This is a genomic window from Paraburkholderia ferrariae NBRC 106233 (assembly GCF_000685035.1).
GTDB classification, from domain to species: Bacteria; Pseudomonadota; Gammaproteobacteria; order Burkholderiales; family Burkholderiaceae; genus Paraburkholderia; species Paraburkholderia ferrariae.
The window spans coordinates 1-26,689 of the sequence record NZ_BAYB01000058.1 but is presented as its reverse complement, the minus strand read 5'-3'; the positions used below and the strand labels follow the sequence as shown (position 1 = coordinate 26,689).

Annotated in this window: 23 protein-coding genes and 1 pseudogene; 12 read left to right on the top strand and 12 right to left on the bottom strand. The window is 67.0% G+C overall.

Translation table 11 applies throughout. From position 1 onward, the window contains the following. Positions 1 to 4: 4 nt before the first annotated feature. The 5 genes from BFE01S_RS35375 to BFE01S_RS35350 form a co-directional block, all read right to left on the bottom strand. Entirely contained in the window at positions 5 to 1,471 is a 1,467-nt protein-coding gene (locus tag BFE01S_RS35375; protein WP_028229539.1) for a DUF1800 domain-containing protein, read from the bottom strand. Between the two features lie 171 nt (positions 1,472 to 1,642). Beyond that, on the bottom strand, positions 1,643 to 2,146 hold the full coding sequence (locus tag BFE01S_RS35370) for a periplasmic heavy metal sensor (protein WP_028229538.1): 504 nt from the start codon (positions 2,144 to 2,146) through the stop codon (positions 1,643 to 1,645). Continuing rightward, positions 2,143 to 2,592: a hypothetical protein gene (locus BFE01S_RS35365; RefSeq protein ID WP_028229537.1), complete on the bottom strand. Its 450-nt coding sequence runs from the start codon at positions 2,590 to 2,592 to the stop codon at positions 2,143 to 2,145. Before BFE01S_RS35365 ends, BFE01S_RS35370 begins: the two co-directional genes overlap by 4 nt. After that, the gene (locus tag BFE01S_RS35360; RefSeq protein WP_407668260.1) at positions 2,589 to 3,284 is read right to left on the bottom strand and encodes an RNA polymerase sigma factor; all 696 of its coding nucleotides are present in this window, start codon (positions 3,282 to 3,284) and stop codon (positions 2,589 to 2,591) included. The genes BFE01S_RS35365 and BFE01S_RS35360 overlap by 4 nt, the downstream gene beginning before the upstream one ends. A 291-nt stretch (positions 3,285 to 3,575) precedes the next feature. Beyond that, a complete protein-coding gene (locus BFE01S_RS35350; RefSeq protein WP_028229534.1) occupies positions 3,576 to 3,866 on the bottom strand; it encodes a YXWGXW repeat-containing protein in 291 nt (96 codons plus the stop codon). A 177-nt stretch (positions 3,867 to 4,043) separates the two neighbouring features. On the opposite strand from BFE01S_RS35350, the gene BFE01S_RS35345 reads away from it, so the two are divergent. From BFE01S_RS35345 to BFE01S_RS35330, 4 genes are all read left to right on the top strand, one after another. Then, a complete protein-coding gene (locus tag BFE01S_RS35345) occupies positions 4,044 to 4,823 on the top strand; it encodes a DeoR/GlpR family DNA-binding transcription regulator (protein WP_028229533.1) in 780 nt (259 codons plus the stop codon). A gap of 361 nt (positions 4,824 to 5,184) precedes the next feature. After that, positions 5,185 to 6,747 carry a glycerol-3-phosphate dehydrogenase gene (glpD, locus tag BFE01S_RS35340; protein ID WP_028229532.1) on the top strand — a complete coding sequence of 521 codons (1,563 nt, stop codon included), beginning with the start codon at positions 5,185 to 5,187 and terminating at the stop codon, positions 6,745 to 6,747. Between the two features lie 100 nt (positions 6,748 to 6,847). Continuing rightward, on the top strand, positions 6,848 to 8,350 hold the full coding sequence (glpK, locus tag BFE01S_RS35335) for a glycerol kinase GlpK (RefSeq protein WP_028229531.1): 1,503 nt from the start codon (positions 6,848 to 6,850) through the stop codon (positions 8,348 to 8,350). Positions 8,351 to 8,449: 99 nt separating this feature from the next. Further along, entirely contained in the window at positions 8,450 to 9,163 is a 714-nt protein-coding gene (locus BFE01S_RS35330; protein WP_028229530.1) for an MIP/aquaporin family protein, read from the top strand. Positions 9,164 to 9,478: 315 nt separating this feature from the next. Here BFE01S_RS35330 and BFE01S_RS41490 read toward each other — a convergent pair. Then, a pseudogene (locus BFE01S_RS41490) lies at positions 9,479 to 10,651 on the bottom strand (cysteine desulfurase family protein); the annotation flags it as partial. A gap of 143 nt (positions 10,652 to 10,794) precedes the next feature. Beyond that, positions 10,795 to 11,244 (bottom strand): MarR family winged helix-turn-helix transcriptional regulator, encoded by a 450-nt coding sequence (locus BFE01S_RS35315; RefSeq protein WP_028229529.1) that lies wholly within the window; start codon positions 11,242 to 11,244, stop codon positions 10,795 to 10,797. A 76-nt stretch (positions 11,245 to 11,320) separates the two neighbouring features. Here BFE01S_RS35315 and BFE01S_RS35310 point away from each other — a divergent pair, with 76 nt between their 5' ends. Beyond that, complete coding sequence (locus tag BFE01S_RS35310; RefSeq protein WP_028229528.1) at positions 11,321 to 12,508, top strand: FAD-dependent oxidoreductase; 1,188 nt, start codon at positions 11,321 to 11,323, stop codon at positions 12,506 to 12,508. A 66-nt stretch (positions 12,509 to 12,574) separates the two neighbouring features. Beyond that, the gene (uxuA, locus tag BFE01S_RS35305; RefSeq protein ID WP_028229527.1) at positions 12,575 to 13,615 is read left to right on the top strand and encodes a mannonate dehydratase; all 1,041 of its coding nucleotides are present in this window, start codon (positions 12,575 to 12,577) and stop codon (positions 13,613 to 13,615) included. A 108-nt stretch (positions 13,616 to 13,723) separates the two neighbouring features. On the opposite strand, the gene BFE01S_RS35300 is transcribed toward uxuA, so the two are convergent. Beyond that, entirely contained in the window at positions 13,724 to 14,443 is a 720-nt protein-coding gene (locus BFE01S_RS35300) for a FadR/GntR family transcriptional regulator (protein ID WP_028229526.1), read from the bottom strand. Between the two features lie 284 nt (positions 14,444 to 14,727). On the opposite strand from BFE01S_RS35300, the gene BFE01S_RS35295 reads away from it, so the two are divergent. The 3 genes from BFE01S_RS35295 to BFE01S_RS35285 all read left to right on the top strand — a co-directional run bounded on the left by BFE01S_RS35295 (position 14,728) and on the right by BFE01S_RS35285 (position 17,670). Next, positions 14,728 to 15,063 (top strand): MDR/zinc-dependent alcohol dehydrogenase-like family protein, encoded by a 336-nt coding sequence (locus tag BFE01S_RS35295; protein WP_028229525.1) that lies wholly within the window; start codon positions 14,728 to 14,730, stop codon positions 15,061 to 15,063. Between the two features lie 15 nt (positions 15,064 to 15,078). Then, complete coding sequence (locus BFE01S_RS35290) at positions 15,079 to 16,233, top strand: mannitol dehydrogenase family protein (RefSeq protein ID WP_028229524.1); 1,155 nt, start codon at positions 15,079 to 15,081, stop codon at positions 16,231 to 16,233. 138 nt (positions 16,234 to 16,371) lie between these two features. Next, the gene (locus tag BFE01S_RS35285) at positions 16,372 to 17,670 is read left to right on the top strand and encodes an MFS transporter (RefSeq protein ID WP_028229523.1); all 1,299 of its coding nucleotides are present in this window, start codon (positions 16,372 to 16,374) and stop codon (positions 17,668 to 17,670) included. A gap of 37 nt (positions 17,671 to 17,707) precedes the next feature. Here BFE01S_RS35285 and BFE01S_RS42395 read toward each other — a convergent pair whose 3' ends face one another. Genes BFE01S_RS42395 through BFE01S_RS35265 form a run of 4 tightly spaced genes read right to left on the bottom strand, consistent with a single transcriptional unit; the run spans position 17,708 to position 21,845 of the window. Continuing rightward, positions 17,708 to 18,424, bottom strand: a complete 717-nt coding sequence (locus tag BFE01S_RS42395; protein WP_245621276.1) for an energy transducer TonB — start codon at positions 18,422 to 18,424, stop codon at positions 17,708 to 17,710. Continuing rightward, positions 18,417 to 18,815: an ExbD/TolR family protein gene (locus BFE01S_RS35275; RefSeq protein WP_028229521.1), complete on the bottom strand. Its 399-nt coding sequence runs from the start codon at positions 18,813 to 18,815 to the stop codon at positions 18,417 to 18,419. Before BFE01S_RS35275 ends, BFE01S_RS42395 begins: the two co-directional genes overlap by 8 nt. After that, the gene (locus BFE01S_RS35270; RefSeq protein WP_028229520.1) at positions 18,812 to 19,456 is read right to left on the bottom strand and encodes a MotA/TolQ/ExbB proton channel family protein; all 645 of its coding nucleotides are present in this window, start codon (positions 19,454 to 19,456) and stop codon (positions 18,812 to 18,814) included. The genes BFE01S_RS35275 and BFE01S_RS35270 overlap by 4 nt, the downstream gene beginning before the upstream one ends. Positions 19,457 to 19,493: 37 nt before the next feature. After that, positions 19,494 to 21,845, bottom strand: a complete 2,352-nt coding sequence (locus BFE01S_RS35265) for a TonB-dependent receptor (RefSeq protein ID WP_028229519.1) — start codon at positions 21,843 to 21,845, stop codon at positions 19,494 to 19,496. A 296-nt stretch (positions 21,846 to 22,141) separates the two neighbouring features. Between BFE01S_RS35265 and zigA the strand changes: the two genes are divergently transcribed. The 3 genes from zigA to BFE01S_RS35250 all read left to right on the top strand — a co-directional run bounded on the left by zigA (position 22,142) and on the right by BFE01S_RS35250 (position 26,603). Next, positions 22,142 to 23,365, top strand: a complete 1,224-nt coding sequence (gene zigA / locus BFE01S_RS35260) for a zinc metallochaperone GTPase ZigA (protein ID WP_028229518.1) — start codon at positions 22,142 to 22,144, stop codon at positions 23,363 to 23,365. 131 nt (positions 23,366 to 23,496) lie between these two features. After that, positions 23,497 to 24,582, top strand: coding sequence for an AraC family transcriptional regulator (locus tag BFE01S_RS41480; RefSeq protein ID WP_084170420.1), 1,086 nt, complete (start codon positions 23,497 to 23,499; stop codon positions 24,580 to 24,582). A gap of 218 nt (positions 24,583 to 24,800) precedes the next feature. Then, entirely contained in the window at positions 24,801 to 26,603 is a 1,803-nt protein-coding gene (locus tag BFE01S_RS35250; protein WP_028229517.1) for an acyl-CoA dehydrogenase, read from the top strand. The last annotated feature ends 86 nt before the right edge of the window (positions 26,604 to 26,689 follow it).

The following is a 26,689-nucleotide window of genomic DNA, read 5'->3' as shown; positions in this document are numbered from 1 at the left end:
TGGGTCACCTTCTCAGAAAGTCGGGCGAGACGAGCAGCAGCGCGAGCGCCGTGGGGGCGCTTTCGGCATGCGCCACCGCCGTGGCCGTGGGCGCGCTCAGCGAGCCCGCCATGAGCGTCTGGCCGAGCGTGCGCGGATCGAGCCGGTCGCCCGTGCGCGCGGCGAATCGCTGCGCGACTTCCACGCGGCGCACGAGTGCGTCGGGCGCGGCCCAGCTTGCGGCGATGTCGTCGTAGCCCGCGGGCGAGCCGGGCCGCCAGACAGGCTGGCCGAGCTGCGTGAGGAGCGGGGCGGCGTTCAGGTCGCCGGCATCGCGCCAGCCGAGCCCGCGCATCGACGAAACCGTCCACTCCCAGGGCGTCTTGAACTTCGCGTTGACCCCTGTCCAGGCCTGCGGCGATTCGACGAGCGCGCGATACACCGTCGGCAGGTCGCCGCCGCTTTGCCGGTAAGCCGCGGCGAGCCGCTCGGTGAGTTCGGGCGGCGGATTGTCGGCGACGAAGTGGCGCCCGAGCTGCAGGGCGATATGGCGGCTCGTGGCGTCCGCGAGCGCGAGATCGTGCAGGATCGCGAGCGCCTGCGCCTCGCCGGGCTGATCGTAGCGGCGGCCCATGACGGTGCGTTCGCCGGGCTCGTGAAGGGCAGGGCGGAACACGAAGGCGCCCGGCGTCGCACCGGGCGGCTGCCGCCCCCGCACGCCCGCGACGCTCCAGCCGGTGAGCGCGCGCGCGAACTCGGTCACGTCGTTCTGCGTATAGCCGCTTCGCACACCTAAGGTATGGAGCTCCATGATCTCGCGTGCGAGATTTTCGTTGAGTCCGCGCTTGTGGGCCGGGTCGCGTTCGTCGGCCCGCAGGGCGGCGCGGCTGTCGGGGCCCACCGAGCCTGTCTGGTCGAGAAAAACCTGCATGGCCGGATGCTGCTCCACGGCCACGAGCATGTCTTCGAAGCGGCCCAGCACGTGCGGCCGGATCGCCTCCATTTCGAACGCGCCCGCAAGGCTCGCCACCTGGCCTTTATCGACGGAGACCGCGAAGTGGTTCGACCAGAAATGGACGAGGCGCTCGACGAACGGTGTGTCCGTGGCAAGTGCGCTGGCGAGGCGCGCGTTCACGGCGCTGCGGTACAGATCGGCGCCCTCGCGGCGAATGTCGCGGTTTATCGCCTGGCGTGCTGCCTGTTTCGGATCTCCAGCGGCAGGCCCTGTCGTGCTGCCGGCGGTCATGCTGCTTGTCATGCCGCCTGCTGCGGCGTTGTCGGCCATCTTCTGCTCGCGCTCTTCGCCAAAGCGTTGCGCGATGGCGGCGGCGCCGGGCTGCTGGCTCCATGCCGCGGGCAGCGGTTCGTAGTGCGCGAACTGATCGAGAAGCCAGTCGCGGGGATCGGCGGGCGGCGTTTCGTCGGCGCGCGCGCCAAGCCCGAAACGGTTCATCGCGATCGCCGCGGCGCTGACAGTCGGCAGGTGTTCCATGCGAAGTCCTTCAGGCGTTGCGTACTTGCGTTAAACGGCGGCCCTTTCGCTAATCCGTCGCGCGCCTGCGGACTTTTTCGTACGTTGTTGTTACTGATTGTTATTCGGGCCGCAGTCGGGCCGCAGTCGGGCCGGAGCCGGGCAGCGTCCAGGCCGTGTCCGGCGCCCGGCTTACTGCGCCGTGCTGGCCGCCTGCGGCGGCTTCGCGGGCTTCGCGGCGGGCAGCCGCCATTGACCGCGCTGCCGCAGGCCCTCGGCGAACTTCACGCGCTCCTCGGGCGTGAGCGTGGCCGCGAAATCGGCCACGCCGCTTTCCACCTGCGCGCGCAGTGCCGTGTCCGCGGCACGCGTGCGCGCGAGGGCATCGTCGAGCGCCGCGCGGTCCAGTTGCGGCGCGGCGAGCAGGTCGAGCACCACGCGCCGGTCGTCGCGCCCCTCGCGGGCGTAGGCTTTGCCTTCGCGGCGCGCGTCCTTGAGCGCATCGGCGAACTGGGCCCGGCGCTCGGGCGTGAGATCGTCGGCGGCAAAGCGCAGCGCCGTTTTTTGCGCGGGCGGCACCGGATGCTCGCCCTGCGCCGCGAACCAGCGCCACGCACCGCCCGCAATCGCGCCGAGCAGGAACACGTTGAGCAGTACCGAGCCCGCTACCAGAAACTTCCAGCCACGGCCGTTCATTCGTCACCCCAGTCGGCGCTCGAATCGCCGAAGCCCGTGCTCAGATAGCTGCTCTCGTGCGCGTCGTACGATTCGTGCGATGAAGTCGGCGCGCTGCCGAGCAGCACCATCGACACCGCCAGCGCCCCGGCGAGCGCGCCCGCGAGGCCCACGCCCGCGAAGGCGGCGCCCGACCACCAGAGGCGCCGGCGCTGCGGCGCTTTGGCGCGCGGGTCCGCGTTCGCGGGCGCGCTGGCGACGATGCGCTCGAAGAGCGCGCGCGTGGGCGGCGCCACGGTGTCGCGGGCGAGCCACGCGTCGAGTTCGAGCGCTTCGTCGAGCGCGGTCTCGGCATCGGCGCGGTGCGCGCGTGCCCAGGCGAGCGCGTCGTCGCGCTCGTGCGATGGCCAGCGGCGCGGGTCGGCGCCATAGGCGGCCACGAGAGTGTGGAAGCGTTCGGGTGTCATGCTGTGTCCTTGCTTGTGCCGTCGCCGGCCAGTTGCGCGCGCAACGAACGCCGGGCCCGCGCGAGCAGGCTCTCCAGCGCGTCGACGGAAATGTCCATCAGGGCCGCGGCCTCGATGTTCGACAACTCCTGGTAGTAGGTGAGCACCAGCGCCTCGCGCTGCCGCGCCGGCAGGGCGGCGAGCGCGCGGCGCACGCCTTCGTCGCGGGCGCGTTCGTCGAAGCGCAGGTCGGGCGAGGCGGCCGGATCGGCTTCGTCGGGCAGCGTGTCCACGGGCTCCTCGCGGCGGCCGCGCAGGCGGTCGTAGCAGAGGTTCAGCGCCACGCGGTGCAGCCAGGTGTCGAACTTCGCTTCGCCGGTGCGCCACTGCGGCGCCTGTTTCCAGATGCGCATGAAAGCCTCCTGAGCCACGTCTTCGGCCTCCATGCGGTCCCCCAGCATGCGGGTTGCCAGTGCGAGCAGCCGCGGCAGCTTGTGCATGACGAGCGTGCGTACGGCGCCGGGATCGCGCGCGCCCACCCGGGCGACGAGGTCTGCGTCGGGATCGCGCTCGCTCAAGGCGCACCGTGACGGCTCTGAAGCAGCACGCCCGGCCGTGGCCGGGAGCGCTGCTTCGTTCGGGCGGGCCGTCGTGCCTGCCGCGCGTAGTTCATGTTCGTCCACTCCCTGGCTGAAGAGGGGCCCGGCGCGCAGGGCCGCCGTCGCCCGGGGGGCGAGGCGGCTGGGCGCGTGCGCGACGCTGTCGGGCCACATGCTTTTCTTGTCGTGCGGCCATGCGGCTGCGGCGGCCCCGGCGAGTACAGGGAGCCGGTAGCCGTGCATGGCGGTATAAATGGGGTCGCGAGGGTTCAATATACGACGACCGCCGGATGGTAATACGCGGGCCGCTCGGGCACCACGATGCAGCCCGACAGCATGGCCGCGCTCAACGCGAGGATCAGAAGGGTTCTCATGTCATGCTCCAGCGGCGCGCAGGCGGCCCGCTCAGGCCCAATGTCCTTCGACCCAGCGCCAGTTCGGTCCGTGCTGGACCCAGTGGCCGGGCACCCAGTGATAGCCTTCGTGCACACGCTGCCAGTGGCCGCCGATCCACACGTAGGCGCCGTGCTGCCAGCGCCAGTGGCCCGGGTCCCAGACGTAGCCGGCGCGCGGCGGCGGCACGACTTCCACGCGCGGCGGCGGCGGGGCGACGATGACTTCCTGGGCGAGCGCCGCCGTGGTCGCGAGCGCGGCAAGCGCGGCTACGGCGAGGCGCCTCATGGTGTTCTTGTGCATTGTGTTTCTCCGTGCGGTGGGCGGGGCGCGCGCCCCGGTTTTTCTCCGGTTTTTTTCCGGGTTTTCTCTTTAACGGCGGGTGCGCGGAAAATCCGTCGCCGGGGTGACGAAATTTATCCTGGCCCGCGACACCCCTTACAATAGGGACAGCTATTCCGCGTCCCCCGACAAGAGACCATGACACGAGACCTCCGCCTCACCCTCAATGCGCGCCAGCAGGAATTGCTCGAGTGGGTGCAACGCGACGGTTTCGTGACCGTTGACGATTTCGCGGCGCACTTCAACGTCACGCCGCAGACCATCCGCCGCGACGTGAACTGGCTGGCCGACATGAATCTGCTGCGCCGCTACCACGGCGGCGCGAGCCTGCCCACGAGCTCGGAGAACGTCTCGTACAGCGCGCGCCAGCGCATGTTCCACGACGAGAAGCGGCGCATCGCGGCGCTCGCGGCCTCGCACATTCCCGATCAGGCCTCGCTCTTCATCAACCTCGGCACGACCACCGAGGAGGTGGCGCGGGCGCTGAACCGGCACCGGGGCCTGCACGTCGTCACGAACAATCTGAACGTCGCGAGCGTGATGACCGGCTATCCCGAGTGCGAGGTGCTGATCACGGGCGGCATCGTGCGGCCGTGGGACAAGGGCATCGTGGGGGAGCTCGCCATCGACTTCATCCGCCAGTTCAAGGTGGATTTCGCGATCATCGGCACCTCGGCCATCGAAATGGACGGCACGCTGCGCGACTTCGACACGCGCGAGGTACGCGTGGCCGAGGCCATCATCCAGCATGCGCGCACCGTTTATCTGGTGACGGATCATTCGAAATTCGGCCGGCCGGCGCTCGTGCGGCAGGGGCATCTGAACCAGATCCATGCGCTGTTCACCGACAAACCGCTGCCGCCGGAAATGAGCGAGACCGTGGCGGCGGCCGGCACGCAGGTCTATATCGCCGGGTGAGCCGCGTTCGCGGCGTGCGCGTTTCGTGTTCGTTTGAACATGATGGCGGCGCGATTCGAACATTTCCCCCACGCCCAGGTTCGTGACACGACGTGTTTCGCCAGGTCGCTCAAGGGCCTGAGCGGCACGCAAGCCGACGTGGTACAGGGTGCCGCTTTCCGCCGCTTCCCCCGCTGTAATCCCCGTCCGGCGGCGCTTGCGCGCTTATCTCGTGCCCGGGCGGACTCCCACGCTTCGTCCATCCCGGTCGCTTACCCACCCAGGTAAAACCCCGTCAGAAAACGAACTTTACTTTTTCGATTTTGTTCGTTAGATTTCGTATTCGAACATTTCGGGTTCGTCTTATTTTCAGGGACAGCAGGTGAGTCAACAGAATCGGTACGATCTGCTCGTGGTGGGCGGCGGGATCAACGGCGCGGGCATCGCGCGCGACGCCGCCGGGCGCGGCCTTTCCGTGCTCCTGTGCGAACAGGACGACCTCGCGTCGCATACCTCGTCGGCCAGCACGAAGCTGATTCACGGCGGTTTGCGCTATCTCGAGTACAAGGAATTCGGCCTCGTGCGCAAGGCGCTGCAGGAGCGCGAGACGCTCTTGCGCGCGGCGCCGCACATCATGTGGCCGCTGCGCTTCGTCATGCCGCACATGCCGAACCTGCGCCCGGCATGGCTGATCCGGGTCGGCCTCTTTCTCTACGATCACCTCGCGAAGCGCGAACTGCTGCCGGGCTCGCGCGGCATCGACATGCGCCGCCACGCGGCGGGCGCGCCGCTCGTCGATTCGATCCGCCGCGGCTTCGTCTATTCGGACGGCTGGGTGGACGACGCGCGCCTCGTGGTGCTCAACGCGCTCGACGCGCAGGAGCATGGCGCCGACATCCTCACGCGCACGAAGCTCGTTTCGGCCCGCCGTGCGAACGGCGAGTGGCAGGCGCGGCTGCAGCGCGTGGACGGCTCGACGCTCGACGTGCGTGCCCGCGCGCTTGCGAACGCGGCGGGGCCGTGGGTCGGCGAGGTGCTGCACGGCGCGCTCGGGCGCGGTGCGCAGCATGGCGTGCGGCTCGTGAAAGGCAGCCACATCGTCACGAAGCGCCTGTTCGACCACGACCACGCGTACATCTTCCAGAACCCGGACAAGCGCATCATCTTCGCGATTCCGTACGAACACGACTTCACGCTGATCGGCACGACCGACGTGGAGTACCGCAACGATCCCGCGAAGGTCGCCATCGACGGCGACGAAACGCGCTATCTGTGCGAGTCGATCAACCGCTACTTCAAGCGCAAGATCGCGCCGGCCGACGTGTGCTGGACCTATTCGGGCGTGCGTCCGCTGCTCGAAGAAGAGGGCGCGGACAACCCCTCGGCCGTCACGCGCGACTACAAGCTGGAACTGGACGACGGCGAGGGCGCACCACTCCTCTCGGTGTTCGGCGGCAAGATCACGACCTTCCGCAAGCTCGCGGAAGAGGCTTCGGACATGCTGTGCCGCGCGCTGGGCTCAAATGCGCTCACGTGGACGGCGGGCAAGCCGCTGCCCGGCGGCGACATTGCCGGCGCACGCTTTGCGCCGTTTGCCGACGACTTCGCCAAACGCCACGCCTGGCTGCCCGCGCCCCTCGCGCGCCGCTATGCGCGCGCCTACGGCACGCGCGCAAGCCGCCTGGTGGGCAATGCCACCTCGCTCGCGGGCCTCGGCAAGGAGATTGCGCCGGGCATTTACGAAGCAGAACTGCTTTACCTGCGCGATGCCGAATGGGCGACGTGCGCGCAGGACGTACTGTGGCGCCGTTCGAAGCTCGGCCTGCACGTGGCGCCGGGCACGCTGGAGGCGGAGACGGCCGCCATCGACGCATGGTTTGCCGCTGGCTGTGCGACGCCGGGCCTGCAAGACGCACTGAATCAAGGCACGAAGGTCGCGCACTAAGCGCCCAACGGGGCAAAGCCGGGCATCCGGCGGCCTCGCCCCACCCGCGCGCCGCTACCCGCGGCGCGAATCACAACGACCAACGATGGAGATGAGAGACATGCAGGATCAATATATTCTCGCGCTCGACCAGGGCACGACCAGTTCGCGCGCGATGCTGTTCGACCGCCAGGGCAATATCGTTTCGATGGCGCAAAAGGAATTCGAGCAGATTTACCCGCAGCCGGGCTGGGTCGAGCACGACCCGCAGGAAATCTGGTCCACGCAGGCCGGCGTTGCCGCCGAAGCCGTGACGCGCGCGGGCATGAACGGCGCCAATATCGCCGCCATCGGCATTACGAACCAGCGCGAGACCACCATCGTCTGGGACCGCGAAACGGGCCACCCCATCTACAACGCCATCGTGTGGCAGGACCGCCGCACGGCCGACTTCTGCGACCAGTTGAAGGCCCAGGGCCTCGAAGCGAAAGTGCGCGCAAAGACCGGCCTGCCGATCGACTCGTACTTCTCGGGCACCAAGATCCGCTGGATTCTCGACAACGTGCCGGGCGCGCGCGAAAAGGCGCGCCAGGGCAAGCTCGCATTCGGCACGGTGGACAGCTGGCTCATCTGGAACTTCACGAAGCACGAACTGCACGTGACCGACGTGACGAACGCGTCGCGCACGATGCTCTTCAACATCCATACGCGCGAGTGGGACAACGATCTGCTCGAAGCACTCGACATTCCGCGCAGCATGCTGCCGGAAGTCCGTTCGTCGTCCGAAATTTACGGCCCGACGAAGACCACGGTGTTCGCCTCGAAGATTCCCATTGCCGGCATCGCGGGCGACCAGCAGGCCGCGCTCTTCGGCCAGATGTGCACGACCTCGGGCATGGTGAAGAACACCTATGGCACGGGCTGCTTCCTGATGATGAACACCGGCACGAAGCCGATCGAGTCGAAGAACAACCTCGTGACGACGATTGCCTGGCAGATCGGCAACGAGGTGAACTATGCGCTCGAAGGCAGCATCTTTATCGCGGGTGCGGTGGTGCAGTGGCTGCGCGACGGCATGGGCGTCATCAAGAGCGCGGCGGAGATCGAAGCGCTGGCGGCCAGCGTGCCGCATACCGACGGCGTCTATCTCGTGCCCGCTTTTGCCGGGCTCGGCGCGCCGCACTGGAATGCGCGTGCCCGCGGCTCGCTCTTCGGCGTGACGCGCGGCACGACTGCGGCGCACCTCGCGCGCGCGGCGCTCGATTCGATCGCGTATCAGTCGCTGGACGTGCTTTCGGCCATGGAAGCCGACTCGGGCATCAGCATCGGCGAATTGCGCGTGGACGGCGGCGCGAGTGCGAACAACCTGCTCATGCAGTTCCAGGCCGACATGCTGGGCGTGGACGTGGTGCGTCCGCAGATCACCGAGACCACGGCGCTGGGCGCCGCGTATCTTGCGGGTCTTGCGACCGGCTACTGGAAGAACATCGACGAGGTGAAGAGCCAGTGGCAGCTCGACCGCCGCTTCGGCGCGGCGATGGCCCAGGAGCAGGTGGACAGTTGCCGCGCAGGCTGGCAGCGCGCGGTACGGGCGGCCAAGGCGTGGGCGGACGACACGCACTGAGCTTTCATTTCAAACTCGTCAGTCATACTTAAAAATAAATTCCCATAAGGCGGGACACGCGTAAAAGCGTTCCTGCCGCATGGTCAGAGAGACAACATCATGTCACCATACATTGCAGAATTTATCGGCACCGCCATTCTGGTACTGCTCGGCAACGGCGCAGTCGCCAACGTGCTGCTCGCCAAGACCAAAGGCAACGGCGCCGATCTCATCGTCATCGTGTTCGGCTGGGCCATGGCCGTGTTCGTTGCGGTCTACGTCACGGCGTCGTTCAGCGGCGCGCACCTGAATCCCATCGTCACGATCAGTCTCGCGCTCGCGGGCAAGTTCGCATGGTCGAAGGTGGGCGGCTATATCGCCGCGCAGATGCTGGGCGGCATGGCCGGCGCGGCGCTTGTCTGGCTGGCCTATCGCCAGCACTTCGCACGCGAAGAAGACGCGGATCTCAAGCTGGCCGTGTTCTGCACGGCGCCCGCCATCCGCAGCGTGAAGCACAACGTGCTGACCGAAGCGATCTGCACGTTCATCCTGATCCTCGGCGTGCTCTATCTGGCTTCGCCGCAAGTGGGGCTCGGCGCACTCGATGCACTGCCGGTGGGTCTGCTCGTACTGGGGATCGGCATCTCGCTCGGCGGCCCGACGGGCTACGCGATGAGCCCGGCGCGCGATCTCTCGCCGCGCATCATGCACGCGTTGCTGCCGATTCCGGGCAAGCGTGACAGCGACTGGCGCTATGCGTGGATTCCGGTGATCGGCCCGCTCGTGGGCGGCGCGGCAGCGGCAGGGCTCTATCACTACCTGCACACGGTCTAAGCCCGCGCGAGCCCGAATGCGTTAGCGTACCCGGCGCCCCGGAGCCCTCGCGGTCCCCGGGGCGTTGTCGTTGTTGAGTGCAGGAGCCGCTGCAAGCGGTAAGCGCGGATACGGTTTCTGACAATTGCTAACATCCGGAACGCTCGGGGGACGGTAACGTACCGGCCTGAACCAGGATCGAGCATGAAACTTCCGAACAACACTGCCATTGCGATTGCGCTCGTCGCGATTGCCTTGTCCGTCTCGACGCTGATTATCGCCATCGCGCAGCACGCCTGACCGGACGCGCCGCGCATCTGTCGCTCAAACCGCCTGGGCCGTGGCCGGGCTCAGCGATTCGACCACTTCGCGCAGCATGGCAATCGCGAAGTCGATATCTTCCGGCTTCGTAAAGCGCCCGAGGCTCAGACGGATCGTGCGCGACGCCGCTTCGGCGCTCAGGCCGATCCCCATCAACACGTGCGAGGGCGTTCCCGCTGCCGAATTGCAGGCCGAAGTCGTGGAGACCGCGAAGTCCGGGCCGAGCAGGAACGGAAAGAAGCCGGCGTGATCGATGGTGAGGCTCAGGGTGTGCGCAATACGGCGCGCTTCGCGCGCGTTGAGCGTGATGCCCGGCAACCCGGCCACGCCCTCCAGCAGCCTGGCTGCCAACCGGGCGATACGCGCGTTGTCGGCTTCCATGTCGGTGGCCGCGATGGCGCAGGCCGTACCCATGCCCACAATCTGATGCGTGGCGAGCGTACCCGAGCGCAAGCCGCGCTCGTGGCCGCCGCCGTGCATCTGCGGCGCGATGCGCGCGGCAAGCCCCTCGCGCACGTAAAGCGCGCCGATGCCCTTGGGCCCGTACACCTTGTGCGCCGACATCGAAAGAAAATCGATGCCGAGCGCCTTCACGTCGATGGGCGTCTTGCCGAGCGCCTGGGCCGCATCCACGTGGAGCAGGGCGCCCGCCTCGTGGACGAGGGCCGCGATGGCGGCAATGTCGGTGAGCGTGCCGATCTCGTTGTTCACAAGCATCAGCGAAACGAGCCCCGTGTCCTCGCGCAGCGCCGCGGCAACGGCCGCGGGCGTGATCGCGCCGTCCGCGCCGGGGCGCACGTACGTGACCGGCGTGCCGCGCCGCTCGAGGCTTGCGGCCGTATCGAGAATGGCCTTGTGTTCCAGCTCGCTCGTGACGAGGTGCGCTCGCGGAAGGGGCTGCGATTCGGTGCCTTCCACGTAGCCCTTGAGCGCGAGATTGTTCGACTCGGTGGCGCCCGAGGTCCAGACGATTTCCTCGGCGCTCGCGCCGATCAGTGCCGCCACTTCGCGGCGCGCGCGCTCCACGAGCGCGCGGGCGCGGGTGCCGGCGCTGTGCGAACTCGATGCGGGATTGCCGAAAACCCCGTCCACGCCAAGGCAGTCGCACATGGCCGCGATGACGCGCGGGTCGGCCGGCGTGGTGGCTGCGTAGTCGAAGTAATGCAGGTGTTCGGTATTCGTCGTCATAAGGGGCTCCGCCAATCGAAGCAGAAAATCCTACCTGGACGAGGCGAGAAATTGCTTCCAAATTGGCGGAGCGTGGGCGGCCAGCGTAGATAAAAATTCTCCAGCCTGCCGGGGCGCCGAACGAACGGCTTACGCAGGGCGGCCTACGCGGCCTCTTCGGCGATGGCCCGGTCGAGATTCTCGTTCAGCCGCCGCAGCAGACAGAGCAGCGTCGCGATCTCCTCGGCGCTGAAGCCGTCCCACGCGGTCTTGCTGCCTTCCAGCAGCGCTGCGCGCGCCGCCGGCAGCTTCGACAAGGCGAGCTTCGTCAGCGAGAACAGCGTGCTGCGTCCGTCGTCGGGATCGGGCGTGCGGCGCACGAGCCCGTCGCGCTCCATGCGCGCCAGCATCTGCGCCATCGAAGGCTGCTCGATCTTCGCGTGCTGCGCCAGTTCCTTCTGCGAGATCGCGCTGCCGTCGCGCAGGAGATAGAGCACGGGGATCTGGCCGATGCCGAGACCGAGCGGTTTCATCCGCCGGTCGCCGAGGCGCATGAACGCGCGCGACGCCATGTTGATGAGCGGGGCGGGGTTGTCCGAAAGTTTCCAGTCCATCGTCTTTGACCCGGTTATATAGGCTCCTATGCTACTATACATAGGAGCCTATATAAATCGTCCGGAGGGCGGAGTCATGAGCGCGCATCCCCGCATTGCCATTGTCGGCGCCGGTCCGGGTGGTCTCGCCCTGGCGCGGATTCTCCGCCAGGGCGGCATCGCGGCCACCGTATTCGAGCGCGAACCGCATGCGAATTGGCGGCCGCAAGGCGGGACGCTCGATCTTCATGCCGATTCGGGCCAACTCGCGCTGCGCCGCGCGGGGCTCGAAGCCGGGTTCCTCAAGATTGCCCGCTATGAGGATCAGGGCAGCCGCCTCTACGACAAGACGGGCCGCCTGATTTTCGCCGACGACGATGCTGCCGGTCGCGAGCGCCCCGAAGTCGATCGCACGGCGCTGAGGGCGCTCCTGCTCGCGGCGTTGCCGGCCGATGCGGTGCGCTGGGGGCATGGCTTGCAGGCCGTGCATGCGAATCGCGATGGCACCTGGGACCTTTCGTTCGAGCAGGGCGCAACAGGGGCCGGGCCGTTCGATCTCGTCGTGGGCGCCGATGGCGCGTGGTCGAAGGTGCGCCCCCTCGTGTCGCGCTACGAGCCGCAGTACAGCGGCCTCACCTTCATCGAGTTCGGCATCGACGCCGTGGATACGCACCACCCGGCGCTGGCGGCGCTGGTGGGCCGCGGCAAGCTCGGCGCGGAAGGCGACGGCCGCGCCCTGATCGTCCAGCGCAATGCCGATGCGCATTTGCGCGGCTATGCCATCTTCCGCGTGCCGTCGGACTGGGCCGGCAGGACCTTCGACTTTGCGGCGCCCGCGGCGGCGCGGGCGCGCCTTGCGGCCGAGTTCGAAGGCTGGGCACCGGCGCTGCTCGACCTGATTCGTGCAAGCAACGACCAGATCGTCAGCCGGCCGATTCACGCGTTGCCGGTGGGACACCACTGGCCCAACCGCGCGGGCATCACGTTGATCGGCGATGCGGCGCATGTGATGTCGCCGTTCGGCGGCGAGGGCGTGAATGCGGCGCTGCTGGATGCCGCGGAACTGGCGCGGCATCTTCTGCAAGCGCGGGAGGCCGGGCAAGACTGGCGTGCAGCGGTCAGACACTACGAGGAAGCGATGTTCGCGCGCGTGCTGGACATTGCGCGCGCCTCGGCCGAAGCGGCGGCGATCGAGCTATCGCATCTCGGCCCGGAACTGAGCCTCGAAACGATGCGGGCGCACCTGCGCGAAGCGGGCCACGCGTTGCCCGGCGCGCCGATATAATCGGCACCAGCAGATAGCGGCGGCTCGCCCCGATCCTTCCGCTATGGCGTTTCAGGAGGCGCACTCGTGAAAATGTCCTTTCGCTGGTACGGCGAACCGGATCCGGTTCCGCTGCAGTACATCCGCCAGATTCCCGGCCTCACGCACATCGTTTCCGCCATCTACGACGAACCGGTGGGCGAAACCTGGCCGCCGCACAAGATCGCCGCGCTCAAGGCGCGCATCGAGGCCGCGGGGCTCAGTTTCGAAGTGGTCGAATCGGTGCCGGTTCACGAAGACATCAAGCTCGGCAAGCCCACGCGCGAGCGCCTGATCGCCAATTACCAGCAGACCGTCCGCAACCTGGCCGCCGCCGGCATCCGCGTGATCTGCTACAACTTCATGCCCGTGTTCGACTGGACCCGCACGGAGCTGGCGAAGACGCTCGAAGATGGTTCCACCTGCCTCGCGTTCACTACGGAAGCCGTCGAGCGCATCGACCCCGAACAAGGCATCGCGCTGCCGGGCTGGGATTCGAGCTATGCGCCGCAGGCGCTTCAGGCGCTGCTCGCCGAGTACCGCGAGGTGGACGAAGCGCGCCTGTGGGCCAACCTCGAATACTTTCTCAAGGCGATCATTCCCGTTGCGGCCGAGTGCGGCGTCAAGATGGCCATCCATCCCGACGACCCGCCGCGGCCGATCTTCGGCCTGCCGCGCATCGTGAAGAACCGCGACGACCTTGCCCGCATCGTCAAGGTGGTCGACGATCCCGCCAACGGCCTCACGCTCTGCTCGGGCTCGCTCGGCGCGGGGCCGCAGAATCATGTCGAATCGCTCGTGCGCGAGTTCGGCGCGATGGGGCGCATCCACTTCGCCCATATTCGCAACGTGAAGGTCTCGCCCGAAGGCGACTTCGAAGAAACGGCGCACCTGTCGAGCTGCGGCTCGCTCGATATTGCCGCCATCGTCAAGGCGTATCGCGACGTGGGGTTCACGGGCTACGTGCGGCCCGATCATGGCCGCATGATCTGGGGCGAAGAGGGCAAGCCCGGCTATGGCCTGTACGACCGAGCGCTCGGCGCCGTGTATCTGAACGGGCTGTGGGAGGCGGTGAGCAAGTTCGCATGAGGCGGGCGCGAGTCTTTAAGCGAAAGCACTCCTGCTTTGCCTCTGTCGATGGCGCGGGCCATGTCTTGCCGTTGAGCACGCAACGAAATCCGCGCCGGGAAACCCGGCCTACGTCAGCTTGCGACGCGCCATTACGCGCTCCAGCGAAATCTTAAGGTGCCGCTGCATTGCCGCCTGGGCCTGGAGCGCATCGCGCGCTTCGAGCGCTTCGAGTATGTCGCGGTGTTCGTCGAGTGCCGCAAGCCAGGTGGTCTCGCTCTCGAAGTGATCGCGCAGTTTCGAGGAAAGCGGCGTGTGGCGCTTGTCGAACAGCGCTTCCACGGTCTGCACGAGAATCTCGTTGCCCGTCATCTGCGCGAGGGCTACGTGAAACGCGCGGTCTGCCGCCTCCGGAATCTGCCCCGCGTGTACCTCGCGTTCCATCGTCTCGAAGATCGCGCGCAGTGCCTTTAGCGCTCTCGGCTTGCAGAACGCCGCGACACTCCCCGCAATCGCGCCCTCCAGCACCGCCCGCGCGTTCATGATATCGACGAGGCTGTCGCCCAGTTCCGCTTCCTGCGGCATTGCGCGCGTTGCCGCGCCGGCCGTATCACCGGGCGCTTCGCAGACATAGACGCCGGACCCCATGCGGATCTCCACGCGCCCCTCCAGCTCCAGTACGACGAGCGCTTCGCGCACCGAAGGCCGCGACACGCCCAGCCGTTGCGCGAGCGCGCGCTCGGAGGGCAGCCGGCCGTTGCTTGCGAAGCCGGGTTCGTCGATCAGCACGCGCAGCTTGTCGGCGATCTGCAAGTAGAGGCGGCGGGTTTCGGCGGATTTGGCGACCACGCGGGGTTCCTGTCGATGCGTCGTTCATGCGGGCGCGAGGCCGCGCGCAGGGGGAATGGGGAGAGGGTCGATTGTAAATCGAAGGTTGGGGCTTTCGGCGCTGGTTGTGGGAGCGGTTTGGGATCGGCTTGGGCTCCTGGTAAAAGTGGCTTGACCAATTTTGCCATGGCTTGTATTTTCGTGGCTGGTCAGGCCACTTTGGCCGAAGCGGCCGGTTTGCTGGATGGACCCGTCAAGGCGGGTCCGCCGGTGCCTTGCAATCGCCTGTTTTGCCACGATTTCCCATGAAAACCGTCATCTGCGAAAAGCCAGGCCGGCTGGAGGTGATCGAGCGGCCGAAGCCGGAAGCCGCGCCCAGCCGCAAATATGCGCTGATTTCGATAGTCGATGCCCGCATCGGCTTTCCCGGCCCCGGGTTCCACAAGCGCGAGACCACGCTGCTCGCGAGCCGCCACGCCATGCCTGTCGACTTCGGGAGCGTGCTGGACGCGAGGCGCGCGGGAAAGATTCCCGCCTCGGTGCCGAACCCGTATCGGCTCGAATCCGGTTCGTTATCCGAAACGTTTCCGAGGCTGCTCGAACCGGAGGCGGGCGTGATCAAGGCGCTCGTCGTCTGCTGAGGCGGAGTGCGCGATATGGACGAAACGAAGCGCCCGCCGCAAAACCCGCCCATCCTGCAGTTCGGCACGAGCCGTTTTCTGCAGGCGCATGCCGATCTGTTCATCGCCGAGGCACTGCGCGAGGGGCGCGCGCTCGGGCGTGTCACCGTGGTGCAGACGACTTCGAACCCCGCAAGCCGCTCGCGTATCGACGCGCTGCGCGAGCACCGCCGCTATCCCGTGCGCATACGCGGCCTCCAGCAGGGCAAGTCCATCGACGAAACGCGCGAGGGCGACGCGATTGCCGAAGCGCTCGATGCCAACGTCGATTGGGCCGTCGTGCGCGAGCGCTTCGCGCGCGACGCGCGTGTGGTGATTTCCAACACGGGCGACACCGGCTACGCGCGCTTCGCGGAAGACGGCGCCGATCTGCTCGGCCCCGGCGCGCGCGTGCCGCGCGGCTTCGTCGCGAAGCTCGTGGTGCTCCTGAAGGCGCGCTTCGACGCGGGCGCTGCGCCGCTCACGCTCTATCCGTGCGAACTCCTCACCCGCAACGGCGACACGCTGCGCGCGCTCGTCATGGAACTCGCGCGCGAGTGGAAGGCGAGCCCGGACTTCGTCGACTATCTCGGCCGCGGTTGCGTGTGGGTGAACTCGCTCGTCGACCGCATCGTGTCCGAGCCGATCCAGCCCGTGGGCGCCATTGCCGAACCGTACGCGCTCTGGGCCATCGAGCGGCAGGACGCGATGGTGCTGCCGTGCGAGCACGAGGCGATGATCGTCACCGACGATCTCGATCATTACCTGCGCCTGAAACTCCTGTTGCTCAATCTCGGCCACACCTACCTGGCCGAGCGCTGGCTCGCCGATAGCAGGCCCGCCGACGAGAACACGCTGCACGCCATGAACGATCCGGCGCTGCGAGGCGAACTCGAAGCGCTGTGGCGCGACGAAGTAGTGCTGGTGTTCGACGCGCTGGGCCAGGGCGCGGCGGCGCGCGCCTATCTCGACACGTTGCGCGAACGCTTCTGCAATCCTTTCCTCGATCACCGGCTGGCGGACATTGCCCGCAATCACGAGGAGAAAAAGGCGCGGCGCTTTGCGCCCGTCATCGAACTCGCGCGTGAGCTCGGTCTCGATCTCGCACAGCCGAGGCTGCACGCGGCGCTCGCTTCGCGCGTGGCCACCTGAAAGAAGGAGGGCGATTCCGCCACCAGAGCGGAACGCGACGTATCGACGTATCGACGTATCGACGTGAGACGCGTGCGGACGGCATCCCGGCGCGCGGATGCGAATTCAATGACGATGCCGTTGTAAGGAGACAGCCCCATGAGGAAGATGCGCTGGGTAGTCGTGTTTCTGAGCTTTCTGGCCATTGCAATCAACTACATCGACCGCGCGAATCTTGCGGTCGCCGCGCCGCAGATCGAGAAGGCGCTCGGCATCGGACCCGCCGACATGGGCCTGCTGCTGAGCGGATTCTTCTGGACCTATGCGTTCATGCAGATGCCGTTCGGCTGGTTCGTCGATCGTATCGGTGCGCGCATTGCGCTGCCGATTGCGGTGGGCTGGTGGTCCGTGTTCACGGCGGCCACGGCCACCGCTTCGAGCGTGGTGGGGATGTTCGGCTGCCGGCTGCTGCTCGGCATGGGCGAGGCGGGGGCCTATCCGTCGTGTGCGAAGCTCGTGAGCCAATGGTTCCCGCGCGAAGAACGGGCGTTCGCCACCAGTATCTTCGATAGCGGCTCTCGCGTGGGCTCGGCGCTCTCGATTCCCGTGGTCGCGCTGATCGTCGGCACGCTCGGCTGGCGGGCGGCCTTCGTGATCACGGGATGCCTGGGTATCCTGTGGATCGTCGGCTGGTTCGCGATCTATCGCGCGGGCGTGCATGGCGCGATGATGGGCGAATCGGGCGGCGCCACGGCGCAGCAGGACGGCAGCGGCCGGCGCCGCGGCAATGGCGGCGTGACCTGGGCGTCGCTCTTTCGCTATCGCACGCTGTGGGGGATGATGCTGGGCTTCTTCTGCCTGAACTTCGTCATCTACTTCTTCATTACGTGGTTCCCGAGCTATCTGGTGCAAACGCGCGGCTTCTCGCTCAAGTCGCTCGGCTCGCTGGGGATGATTCCCGCGCTGATTTCGATTCCGGGCGGCTGGCTGGGCGGCTGGGCCTCCGATACGCTCGTGCGGCGCGGCTGGAGCCTCACGGCCGCGCGCAAGACCTGCATGGTCGGCGGCATGCTGGCGTCGTCGGCGATCACGCTTTCTGCCTTCACGTCGGACACGTGGCTCATGCTCGCGTGCTTCGGCCTCTCGTACGGCAGCCTCGCCTTTGCGGCCGCGAGCATCTGGGCGCTGCCCGCCGACGTGGCGCCGACACCCGGCCACGTGGCCTCGATAGGCGGCATCCAGAACTTCGCTTCGAATATCGCGGGCATCGTCATCACGACGTTCACGGGCGCGATGGTCGCGCTCACGAAGGGCTCGTTCACGATTCCACTCGTTGTGGCGGGGGGCTTCTGCGTGCTCGGCGCGTTCAGCTATCTCGTGATCGTGGGCCGGATCGAGCCGCTGCCCGTCGAGCCGGCGCAGCAAGGCCTGGCGGGGACTTCGCATTCGTCCGTGTAAGCGCGTTGACTGGCCCGCGGCCCGCGGCCGGCGCCGGTCAACTCACCGTGAAATGCACGCGCACGTCCTGCTCGCTTTCCACGGGGTGGCCGTTTTCCATGGCCGGGAAGAAGCGCCAGTGGTGCAGGGTTTCGAGCAGGATCTGATTGAGGCGCGGATTCTGGGTTGGCTTGACGAGTTCCACGTCGAAACTGCCGTCGGGGTGCACCTTGAAGTGGGCGACCGCCGTGACCTGATAACCCTGCTCGCGCAGGTCGTCGGGCAGCACCGGCGTGGGTTGTGCGAGAACGCGCGCCTGGGTGCTGCCCGGGGCGGCGGGTGTCGCTTCGGTTGATTGCGACGTGGTGGCCGATGCGGGTCGTGCGACGGAGGGCGATGAGGATTCCTCATGAGTTGAAGGCGAGGCAGATCCCCGGACCTCTTCGCGCACTGGCAGAGCCGGCAGCGGATTGCGCTGCACGGGTGTTTCGCGCGCTGGCGTGGCTCGTGTTCGAACCTGCGCAGGCCGCGTGGCGACCGCCGCAGGCGCAACCGCGGCATGCACAACAGGCGCGGCGGGTGGCGCAGGCGCGATCTCCACGAGCCGCATATCGATAGGCGGATTCGGCTTGGGCGCTGCCACGCGCACCGCGAACCAGTCTCCCACATGGGCCAGCAACCCGAGGCATGTCAACGCCGCGAGGACGAGCGCCACCCCAAGCCGGACGCAATCGCGGTCGGCCAGCACGAAGAACTTCTGCAAACCGCTATTCACGATGCACGGCAACGAGGAAGTGCTCCGCGCCCGCCTGCCGCGCGGCGAGCATGGCCTGCACGACCACGCCGTGCGCCGCGTGATCGTCGGCGGCCACCACCACGTTGCCGTCGGGGCGCAGCAAATGCGCGATCGTCGCCGTCACCTGGTCCAGGCGCACCGGCTGCTGGTTGACGAACACCCGGTTAGCCTGATCGACGGTCAAGGTGAGCGGCTGGTCTTGCGAAAGCGGTTGCGCGCGCCCCAGGGGGAGATTGACGCGCACGGTGTCGAGCCGCTGCATGGCGAGCGAGGTCAGCATGAAGGTGGCCAGCAGGAAGAACATCACGTCGATCATCGGGATGATCTCGATGCGCCCGCGCTTCGAGCGGCGTGATCGCCTGAGCTTCATGATGCGTGGACCGCATGCTGCGCACCGAGGCGCAGGTCGCTGAGCGCGAGACTTGCGAACGACTCGATGTCGTCCATGAGCCGGTCGATGCGCCGCGAGAAGTAGTTGAACGCGAAGAGCGCCACAAGCGCGATAACGAGGCCGATGGCCGTGGCGATCAGCGCCTGCGCGACGCCGCCCGTTATCCCCGAGGGATTCACGAGACCGTTGCCGCCGATCAGCTTGAACGCATGCATCATGCCGACGATCGTGCCGAGCAGCCCCAGCAGCGGGGCCGCGGTGACGATGGTTTCGAGCAGCCACAGGCCGCGGCTCATGTCGCGCTCGATCTGCGCGGCCACGGCTTCGATACGCGCTTCGATGCGCCAGAGCGGCGCGCGCGTGTCGGCCAGCAGGCGGCCGATGCGCGTGAGCGCGTGCTGCCGCGGCAGGCTGTTGTCGCTTTGCGCGGCGAACCCGGCGTGGCCGCCGTCGCTATCCGCACCCGCTTCCTCCACCCAGCGCGGCATGCGGGCGAAGCGCCAGAACGCGTAGGCACGGTCGAGCGTGATGGCCAGTGCGGCGATGGCGAGCACGGTCAGCGGATAGACGACCCAGCCGCCAAGGCGCGCCGTATCGGAAAGAGAGGTCCAGTCGTTCATGATCGGATTCCTGTGCGCGTGGGCTGTGTTCGCGGCATCAGAACAGCTTGGTGACGCCGGCATAGATCGCGCGCTGCGGCCCGTACTGCGGCGCCTGCACGCCGATGCCCGAGCCGTCGCGCAGTTCGTACACGCTGTTGAAGGCATTGATCAGCACCACCCGCGCGTCGAACTTGCCGATAACCGGCTCGTTGAAGTGGTGGATCACGGCGAGGTTGAGCTGCCCGTACCACGGCAGCTTGTCGGTGTTGGCGAAGCCGCTGCGCAGGCCGCTGCCCACCATGGCGTCGGCGGTGAAGGTGTTCTGGCCGAAGTCGTAGGCCCCGCCCATCGACATCGTCACGCGCTGGTCGTGGTCGAGGAATACCCAGTTATCCGAAATGTAGGCGAGCTCGGCGGCGTCGAAGTTGAACTGGGCGGAGGTCACGTTCTTGCCCTGCGCGCGGCTGAAGGCGAAGTTGAGGTACGCGCTCACGTTGCCCTGCTTGTAGTTGCCGGTGAGTTCGACGCCATACACGTGGCCATATTGATAGTTGAACGGCGTGTAGATGAGCGCCGTGCCGAACTGGCCGAGGTCGAGCAGGTTCGAGGCGATCTTGTAGTACGCGTCGAGGCCGACCGTGAGCGAGGGCGTGAGGCGCTGCGTGATGCCGATGTCGAAGTAGTGGTCGCGTTCGGGCTGCACGGGGCTGTCCGCGGTGACCTCGCTCTGGTTGGTCGTGCCGTTGAAGCGCGTGATCGTGCCGGCGGACACGAGTTGGAAGTCGGGCGGCGTGAAATAGCGCGCGTAGCCCGCATGCAGCGTGGTCGCGTTGGTGGGCTGGTACACGAGGCCCACGCGCGGGCTCAGCTGGCTCGCGCTCACGTATTCGTTCATGCCGTCGTAGCGCAGGCCGTAGTTCAGCGTGAGTTTGGGCGTGAGCTTCCACTCGTCCTGGAGATAAGCGCTGTACAGGTAGCCCGTTTTCGATCCCGAATCGTTGATCGTCATCGGGATGTCCGAAGTCTGGTTGCCGTTCGCGTCGGCCGGGAACACCGCCACGCTGTCGTTGAACACGGCGTGTTCCTGCTGCGCCATGAAGCCGGCGCGCAGCGTGTGGGCGTCGTTCAGGCGGAAGGTCGTATCGGTCTGGATGCCTTCGGCCTGATTGCTGCGAAAGTCGTTCGAGGCGACGCCGTTGAACATCAGGTCGCCGATTTCGTCGGGATTGAACTGGGTGCGCGTGTAGCGTGTGAAGAGCGCCACCTGGTAGTCGAGCGCGCCGCCGTTCGTGCCTTGCAGCGCGAGCACGGCGAAGTTGTTTAGTTCGGACTGCGTTTCGTTCAGGTTGGCCGAATTGAAGCTGGTTTGCCCGTTGAACGTGTACTGCGGCTGCAGGCCGGGCGTATTGGGCAATTCGAACTGGTTGGCCGCCGTGCCCGCCATCACGCTGATGCGCGTGAGCGGATTGATGAGGTACGACACGTAGCCGAAGGCATTGCCCTGGCGCGTGTGGTCGTGGAGCGGATTCGGGTCCGAGGTCGGCGCTTCGATGCCCAGATTGTTCACGCCCAGCGAGCCGGTGAAAAAGTAGCTGAGCGGGCCCTGCGAGCCGTACACGTCGGCGCTCGTCTGCAGCGTCTGGTGGCTGCCGCCATACACGTCGATGGAGCCGCCGTTGCCCGTGTCGCCCGACTTCGTCGTGATATCGACGATCCCCGCCGTGCGATAGCCGTACTGGGCCGGCAGCGCGCCCGTGATCAGATTGACCTGGTCGATGATGCGCGTGTCGAGCGATTGCCCGAAGCCGCTGATCGGCTCGGGGATGACGATGCCGTTGATGCGGTACTGCAGGTCGGCGTGATCGCCGCGCACGTGCACCTGGCCATACGAATCGTTGGCCACGCCGGGGGCCTGGAGCAGGACCTGATTCACGGGCGTGCTCGCGCCTTGCGGCAGGTTCTGGATATCGGCCTGCGAGAAGTGGTACACGCTCGCGCCGATATCGGGCTGCAGCCCGTTGCGCGCGGTGTTCAGGCGCTGGGCCTGAACGTTCACGTCCATCGTGCTGCCTGGTTCCAGCGCCACCTTCAGGGACGGCGGTGCGCCCGTGTCGACGGTGGCGATGCTCGTGCTCGCGCCGAAGCCCTTTGCATCGACCGTGACCGCATACGTGCCCGGCTGCACGCCGGGCACGGCGAACGTGCCGTCATGGCCGGTGTGCGTTTGCGCGAGCGTGTGGCCGTTCGCGTCCTGGAGGGACACCGTGGCATTTTCGAGCGCGTGGCCCTGGGTGTCGGTGACGGTGCCGGTCAGCGGCGCACCCGGCGCGGCGGCCAGGGCTTGCAGGGAGACGGTCTGGGCAAACAGCAGCCATGCGGCTCGCGAAATGAGGGTGTGGCGTTTCATGTTCTTGTAGTCGGTTGGGAGGGCGCCATGCCGCCGCGGGCTACACGAGCCCGCGGTGCCCTGGAGGGCCGGTGTTGGTCAGGTGGTTTTAAAGAATGTTATAACGTAACAAACTAAGGGTGGAATTCCAGATCGATGCCCGGCAGCGCGGGGATGCGCGGGGTTCGTGTTCGAAACTGCCCGAAGACGTCCAAGTTGTGCAATGTTATATCATAACGATTCGGAAGAAAACCGCGATCGCGTGCTCCGCGCAAGGAGACCGGTCGCCATTCGCCTACTACAACGCCCGGAAAATCATGAACAAGCTTCCAGTCACGGTCCTGTCGGGGTTTCTCGGCGCCGGCAAGACGACCCTGCTCAACCACGTCCTCAATAACCGCGAGGGCAAGCGCGTGGCGGTGATCGTCAACGATATGTCCGAGGTGAACATCGACGCGCGCCTCGTCCGCGAGGGCGGCGCCGCGCTGTCGCGCTCCGAGGAGCGGCTGGTGGAGATGAGCAACGGCTGCATCTGCTGCACGTTGCGCGAGGATCTGCTCGTCGAGATCCGGCGGCTCGCTGCCGAGGGCCGCTTCGACTACCTGCTGATCGAATCCACTGGCATTTCGGAGCCGCTGCCGGTGGCGGAGACCTTCACGTTCCGCGACGAGGAGGGCGTGAGCCTGTCCGACGTGGCGCGTCTGGACACCATGGTGACGGTGGTCGATGCCTGCAATTTCGTGCGCGACTACGGCTCGCACGACCGGCTGCACGACCGCGGCGAGACGCTGGGCGACGAGGACGAGCGCACGGTGGTGGACCTGATTACCGAACAGATCGAGTTTGCCGACGTGATCGTCCTCAACAAGACGGACCTCGTGGACGCCGGGGCGCTCGCGCAGTTGAAGGGCGTGCTGCGCAGCCTCAACAGCCGCGCGCAGATCGTGACGTCGTCGTTCGGGCAGGTGAGCGTCGATAGCGTGATGGGCACGGGCCGCTTCGACTTCGAGGCCGCGGCGCAGGCGCCGGGGTGGCTCGCGCAGATGCGCGGCGAGCGTATTCCGGAGAGCGAGGAATATGGCATCACGAGTTTTGTCTATCGTGCGCGCCGCCCGTTTCATCCCGAGCGGTTCTGGAACTGGATCCACACCGAATGGCCGGGCGTGGTGCGCTCGAAAGGCTATTTCTGGCTCGCTTCGCGCTTTGATCTCGTCGGCAACTGGTCGCAGGCCGGGGCGATTTCGCGGCACGGGCTGGCGGGCGAGTGGTGGGCCGGCGTAGCGCGCAGCAGTTGGCCGCACGACGAAGAGAGTCTCGCCATGATCGTGGAGCGCTGGGCCGAGCCGTTCGGCGACCGGCAGCAGGAGCTCGTGATCATCGGCACGGGGCTCGACGAGGCTGCCTTGCGCCGCGGCTTCGATGCCTGCCTGCTCACGCGCGACGAACTGGGCGCCGGGCCTGCGGCCTGGGCGGCCTATGCCGATCCGTTTCCCGCGTGGCATCTGCAGAGGCGGTCCGACGAGGCCTACATGGCGGAGTAGTCCACCGGATTCGGGATTCGGGATTCGGGCTCGGGCCTGCGCCGCAGCGAGGCCCACCGCCCGGATCGGGTGGGCGACGCGCGCGACCGGTATGCGACAATGCTCGCGCCCTCAGCCGGAGCGTTGCCCACGTGGAGCCTTTTTCCTCGACCGTCCCCATCTCGATCGTCAACGGATTTTTGTCCGGCGCGAACCGGGCGGCCGTTGCGCGGCTCGCCGAACATTCGGGGATTCCGTACGAACTGCTGCAAACGCCCGGCGCGCGCGTGACGCAAGAGCAGTTCTCCACGCTGTACCGTCTGCTCGCGATCGAACTCGACGACGAGATGCCCGGCATCTTCAGCCGCCCGTTGCGGCGCGGCACGCTCAAGTTCCTGTGCCTGAGCCTGCTCGACGCGCCGCGCCTCGAAGTCGCGCTGCATCGCTTCGGCCAGTTCTTCCATCTGATCCTCGACGACCTCGAACTCGTCTCGCGCCGCGACGGCGCGCACGCGTGCCTCGAACTCGTCGAGCCGACGGCGGCGACCACGGCGACCACGGCCCCGGCACCGCCGGCACCGCGCGCGAGCATGCTCGGCTGCGAGCTCATGCTCAAGCTCGTGCACGGCGTGGCCTCCTGGCTGATCCGCCAGAAGATCCCGCTCGCGGGCGTGGATTTCGCGTTTCCCAGGCCCGCGCAGGTGGCCGATCTCGTCTATCTCTTTCCCGGCCCGGTGCGCTTCGACTGCGCGGCCACGCGCATCGTCTTCGATGCGGCCTACCTCGACCTGCCGGTGCGGCAGCGCAAGACCGATCTCGACGCGTTCCTCGCGCGCGCGCCCGAGGACTGGATCTTCGTCTCGTTTGCCGAGCGGCTCATGCACCACCGCGTCTGGCAGATCATCGCGGACCGGCTGCCGGTTGCCTCCAGCATCGACGAAGTGGCGCACGACCTGAACATGTCGATGCGCACGCTGAGCCGCCGGCTGGAGGCCGAAGGCACGACGTTCCAGGCGATCAAGGATGAAGTGCGGCGCGACATGGCCATCCAACGGCTCACGCGCTCGACCGACGCCATTGCAGCCATCGCCTACGACGTGGGCTTCGACAACCCCACCGCGTTTCACCGCGCGTTCCGCCACTGGACCGGCAGCACGCCGGCGGCCTACCGGCAGGGCGTGTCGCCGGTGCCCGCCGCGGCCTTGGCCGCTCCCCTCGCCGCCGCGGCCGAGGAATGATCCCCCCGCCGCAGCCGGCGCGCGCCACGCATTTGGATTATTGACAAAAACTGCCAGCCGGTTCGGCGCAGTTATGACGGCAGGATTTGTCAGTCGATGGACCGGTTTGGATATCGCGCAACCGGCCCGGGCGGGTTACGATGAGTCATCGAACCTGTGCAAAGAGGCCGCCAGTCGTGGCGGATCCGATGCCGGGGCCACATGGAAGGAGACGCGCGATGAGCTACGCAGCACCGGTCAAGGATATGGTTTTCGTACTCGAGCAGTTGGCGGATATTGCAAAAATCGCCACGCTGCCGGGCCTGGAGGATTCGAATGCCGAGACGGCCCAGGCCGTGCTCGACGAAGCGGCGAAGTTCAACGCGGAAGTCATCGCGCCGCTGAACGTGGTGGGCGACACGCAGCCGAGCACCTGGCGCGACGGCGTGGTCACCGCCACCCCCGGTTTCGCCGAGGCGTTCCGCCAGTTCGGCGAGGGCGGCTGGCAGGGCGTGGTCCACCCGTCGGCATTCGGCGGCCAGGGCCTCGCGAAGACGATCGCGACGCCGTGCATCGAAATGCTCAACTCGGCGAACCTCTCGTTCGCGCTGTGCCCGCTCCTGACCGATGGCGCCATCGAAGCGCTGCTTACCGCCGGCTCGGAAGAGTTGCAGACGCGCTATCTGCCGAAGCTGATCTCGGGCGAATGGACCGGCACGATGAACCTCACCGAGCCGCAGGCGGGCTCCGATCTCGCGCTGGTGCGCACGCGCGCAGAACCGCAGGGCGACGGCAGCTACCGCATCTTCGGCACCAAGATCTTCATCACGTGGGGCGAGCACGACATGGCGGACAACATCGTCCACCTCGTGCTCGCACGCACGCCCAATGCGCCGGAAGGCGTGAAGGGCATCTCGCTCTTCGTCGTGCCGAAGTTTCTCGTCAACGAGGACGGCAGCCTCGGCGAGCGCAACGACGTGCACTGCGTTTCCATCGAGCACAAGCTCGGCATCAAGGCGGGCCCCACGGCGGTGCTGCAGTTCGGCGATCATGGCGGCGCCATCGGCTACCTGGTGGGCGAAGAGAACCGCGGCCTCGAATACATGTTCATCATGATGAACGCGGCGCGCTTTGCCGTGGGCGTGCAGGGTCTTGCCGTTTCCGAGGCGGCTTATCAGAAGGCCGCCGCGTATGCGAAGGAGCGCGTGCAGAGCCGCCCCGTGGATGGCTCGGCGAAGCAGGCGGTCACGATCGTCCATCACCCGGACGTGCGCCGCATGCTCGCGACGATGCGCGCAATGGTGGAAGGCGCGCGCGCGCTTGCCTACGTGGCGGCCGCCCATAGCGACATCGCGCACTCCCATCCGGACGAAGCCGAGCGTGCGCGCCATCTCGCGATCTACGAATACCTGGTGCCGCTCGTGAAGGGCTGGAGCACCGAAATGTCGATCGACGTCACGAGCCTCGGCGTGCAGGTGCACGGCGGCATGGGCTTTATCGAGGAAACGGGCGCCGCGCAGTACTACCGCGATGCGCGCATCCTGCCGATCTACGAAGGCACGACGGCAATCCAGGCGAACGACCTGGTGGGCCGCAAGACGCTGCGCGACGGCGGCGCGGTGGCGAAGTCGATCCTCGCTTCGATCGACGAAACGCTTGCCGCGCTCAAGAGCGCCGACGCCGGCGAAGCTCGCCGCGCGTTCGACGCGATGCACACGCGCCTTTCGGCAGGCCGCGCTGCGCTGTCGAACGTCGTCGATTTCGTGGTCGCGAATGCGAAGGGCGATCCGAATGCGGTGTTCGTGGGCAGCGTGCTGTATCTGAAGCTTGCGGGTATCGTGCTGTGCGGCTGGCAGATGGCGCGCGCCATGCTCGTCGCGCAGGCCCGCCGCGCGGAAGATCCGTCGTTCTACGGCGCCAAGATCGCGACCGCACAGAGTTTTGCCGACTACGTGCTGCCGCAGGCGCTTGCTCTCGAGGCCTCGATTCTCGCCGCGCGCAACGGCGAAGGCGCGCTCGCGCTGACCGAAGACCAGTTTTGAGCGCCGGGGAACAGGCTATCGTGACGAACCATCAATCCCCTCAAAGCGCATCGGAACGCTGGGTGGCCGAATACGGCCCACGCGAA

What these genes read in the sequence shown, in the direction of transcription:
- BFE01S_RS35370 (WP_028229538.1), bottom strand. Translation starts at nt 2,146, where the DNA reads ATGAACGGCCGTGGCTGGAAGTTTCTGGTAGCGGGCTCGGTACTGCTC.
- BFE01S_RS35365 (WP_028229537.1), bottom strand. Translation starts at nt 2,592, where the DNA reads ATGACACCCGAACGCTTCCACACTCTCGTGGCCGCCTATGGCGCCGAC.
- BFE01S_RS35265 (WP_028229519.1), bottom strand. Translation starts at nt 21,845, where the DNA reads ATGAAACGCCACACCCTCATTTCGCGAGCCGCATGGCTGCTGTTTGCC.
- BFE01S_RS35270 (WP_028229520.1), bottom strand. Translation starts at nt 19,456, where the DNA reads ATGAACGACTGGACCTCTCTTTCCGATACGGCGCGCCTTGGCGGCTGG.
- BFE01S_RS35250 (WP_028229517.1), top strand. Translation starts at nt 24,801, where the DNA reads ATGAGCTACGCAGCACCGGTCAAGGATATGGTTTTCGTACTCGAGCAG.
- BFE01S_RS35330 (WP_028229530.1), top strand. Translation starts at nt 8,450, where the DNA reads ATGTCACCATACATTGCAGAATTTATCGGCACCGCCATTCTGGTACTG.
- BFE01S_RS35345 (WP_028229533.1), top strand. Translation starts at nt 4,044, where the DNA reads ATGACACGAGACCTCCGCCTCACCCTCAATGCGCGCCAGCAGGAATTG.
- BFE01S_RS35295 (WP_028229525.1), top strand. Translation starts at nt 14,728, where the DNA reads ATGAAAACCGTCATCTGCGAAAAGCCAGGCCGGCTGGAGGTGATCGAG.
- zigA (WP_028229518.1), top strand. Translation starts at nt 22,142, where the DNA reads ATGAACAAGCTTCCAGTCACGGTCCTGTCGGGGTTTCTCGGCGCCGGC.
- BFE01S_RS35275 (WP_028229521.1), bottom strand. Translation starts at nt 18,815, where the DNA reads ATGAAGCTCAGGCGATCACGCCGCTCGAAGCGCGGGCGCATCGAGATC.
- BFE01S_RS35285 (WP_028229523.1), top strand. Translation starts at nt 16,372, where the DNA reads ATGAGGAAGATGCGCTGGGTAGTCGTGTTTCTGAGCTTTCTGGCCATT.
- glpK (WP_028229531.1), top strand. Translation starts at nt 6,848, where the DNA reads ATGCAGGATCAATATATTCTCGCGCTCGACCAGGGCACGACCAGTTCG.
- BFE01S_RS35350 (WP_028229534.1), bottom strand. Translation starts at nt 3,866, where the DNA reads ATGCACAAGAACACCATGAGGCGCCTCGCCGTAGCCGCGCTTGCCGCG.
- BFE01S_RS35310 (WP_028229528.1), top strand. Translation starts at nt 11,321, where the DNA reads ATGAGCGCGCATCCCCGCATTGCCATTGTCGGCGCCGGTCCGGGTGGT.
- BFE01S_RS35290 (WP_028229524.1), top strand. Translation starts at nt 15,079, where the DNA reads ATGGACGAAACGAAGCGCCCGCCGCAAAACCCGCCCATCCTGCAGTTC.
- BFE01S_RS35315 (WP_028229529.1), bottom strand. Translation starts at nt 11,244, where the DNA reads ATGGACTGGAAACTTTCGGACAACCCCGCCCCGCTCATCAACATGGCG.
- BFE01S_RS35375 (WP_028229539.1), bottom strand. Translation starts at nt 1,471, where the DNA reads ATGGAACACCTGCCGACTGTCAGCGCCGCGGCGATCGCGATGAACCGT.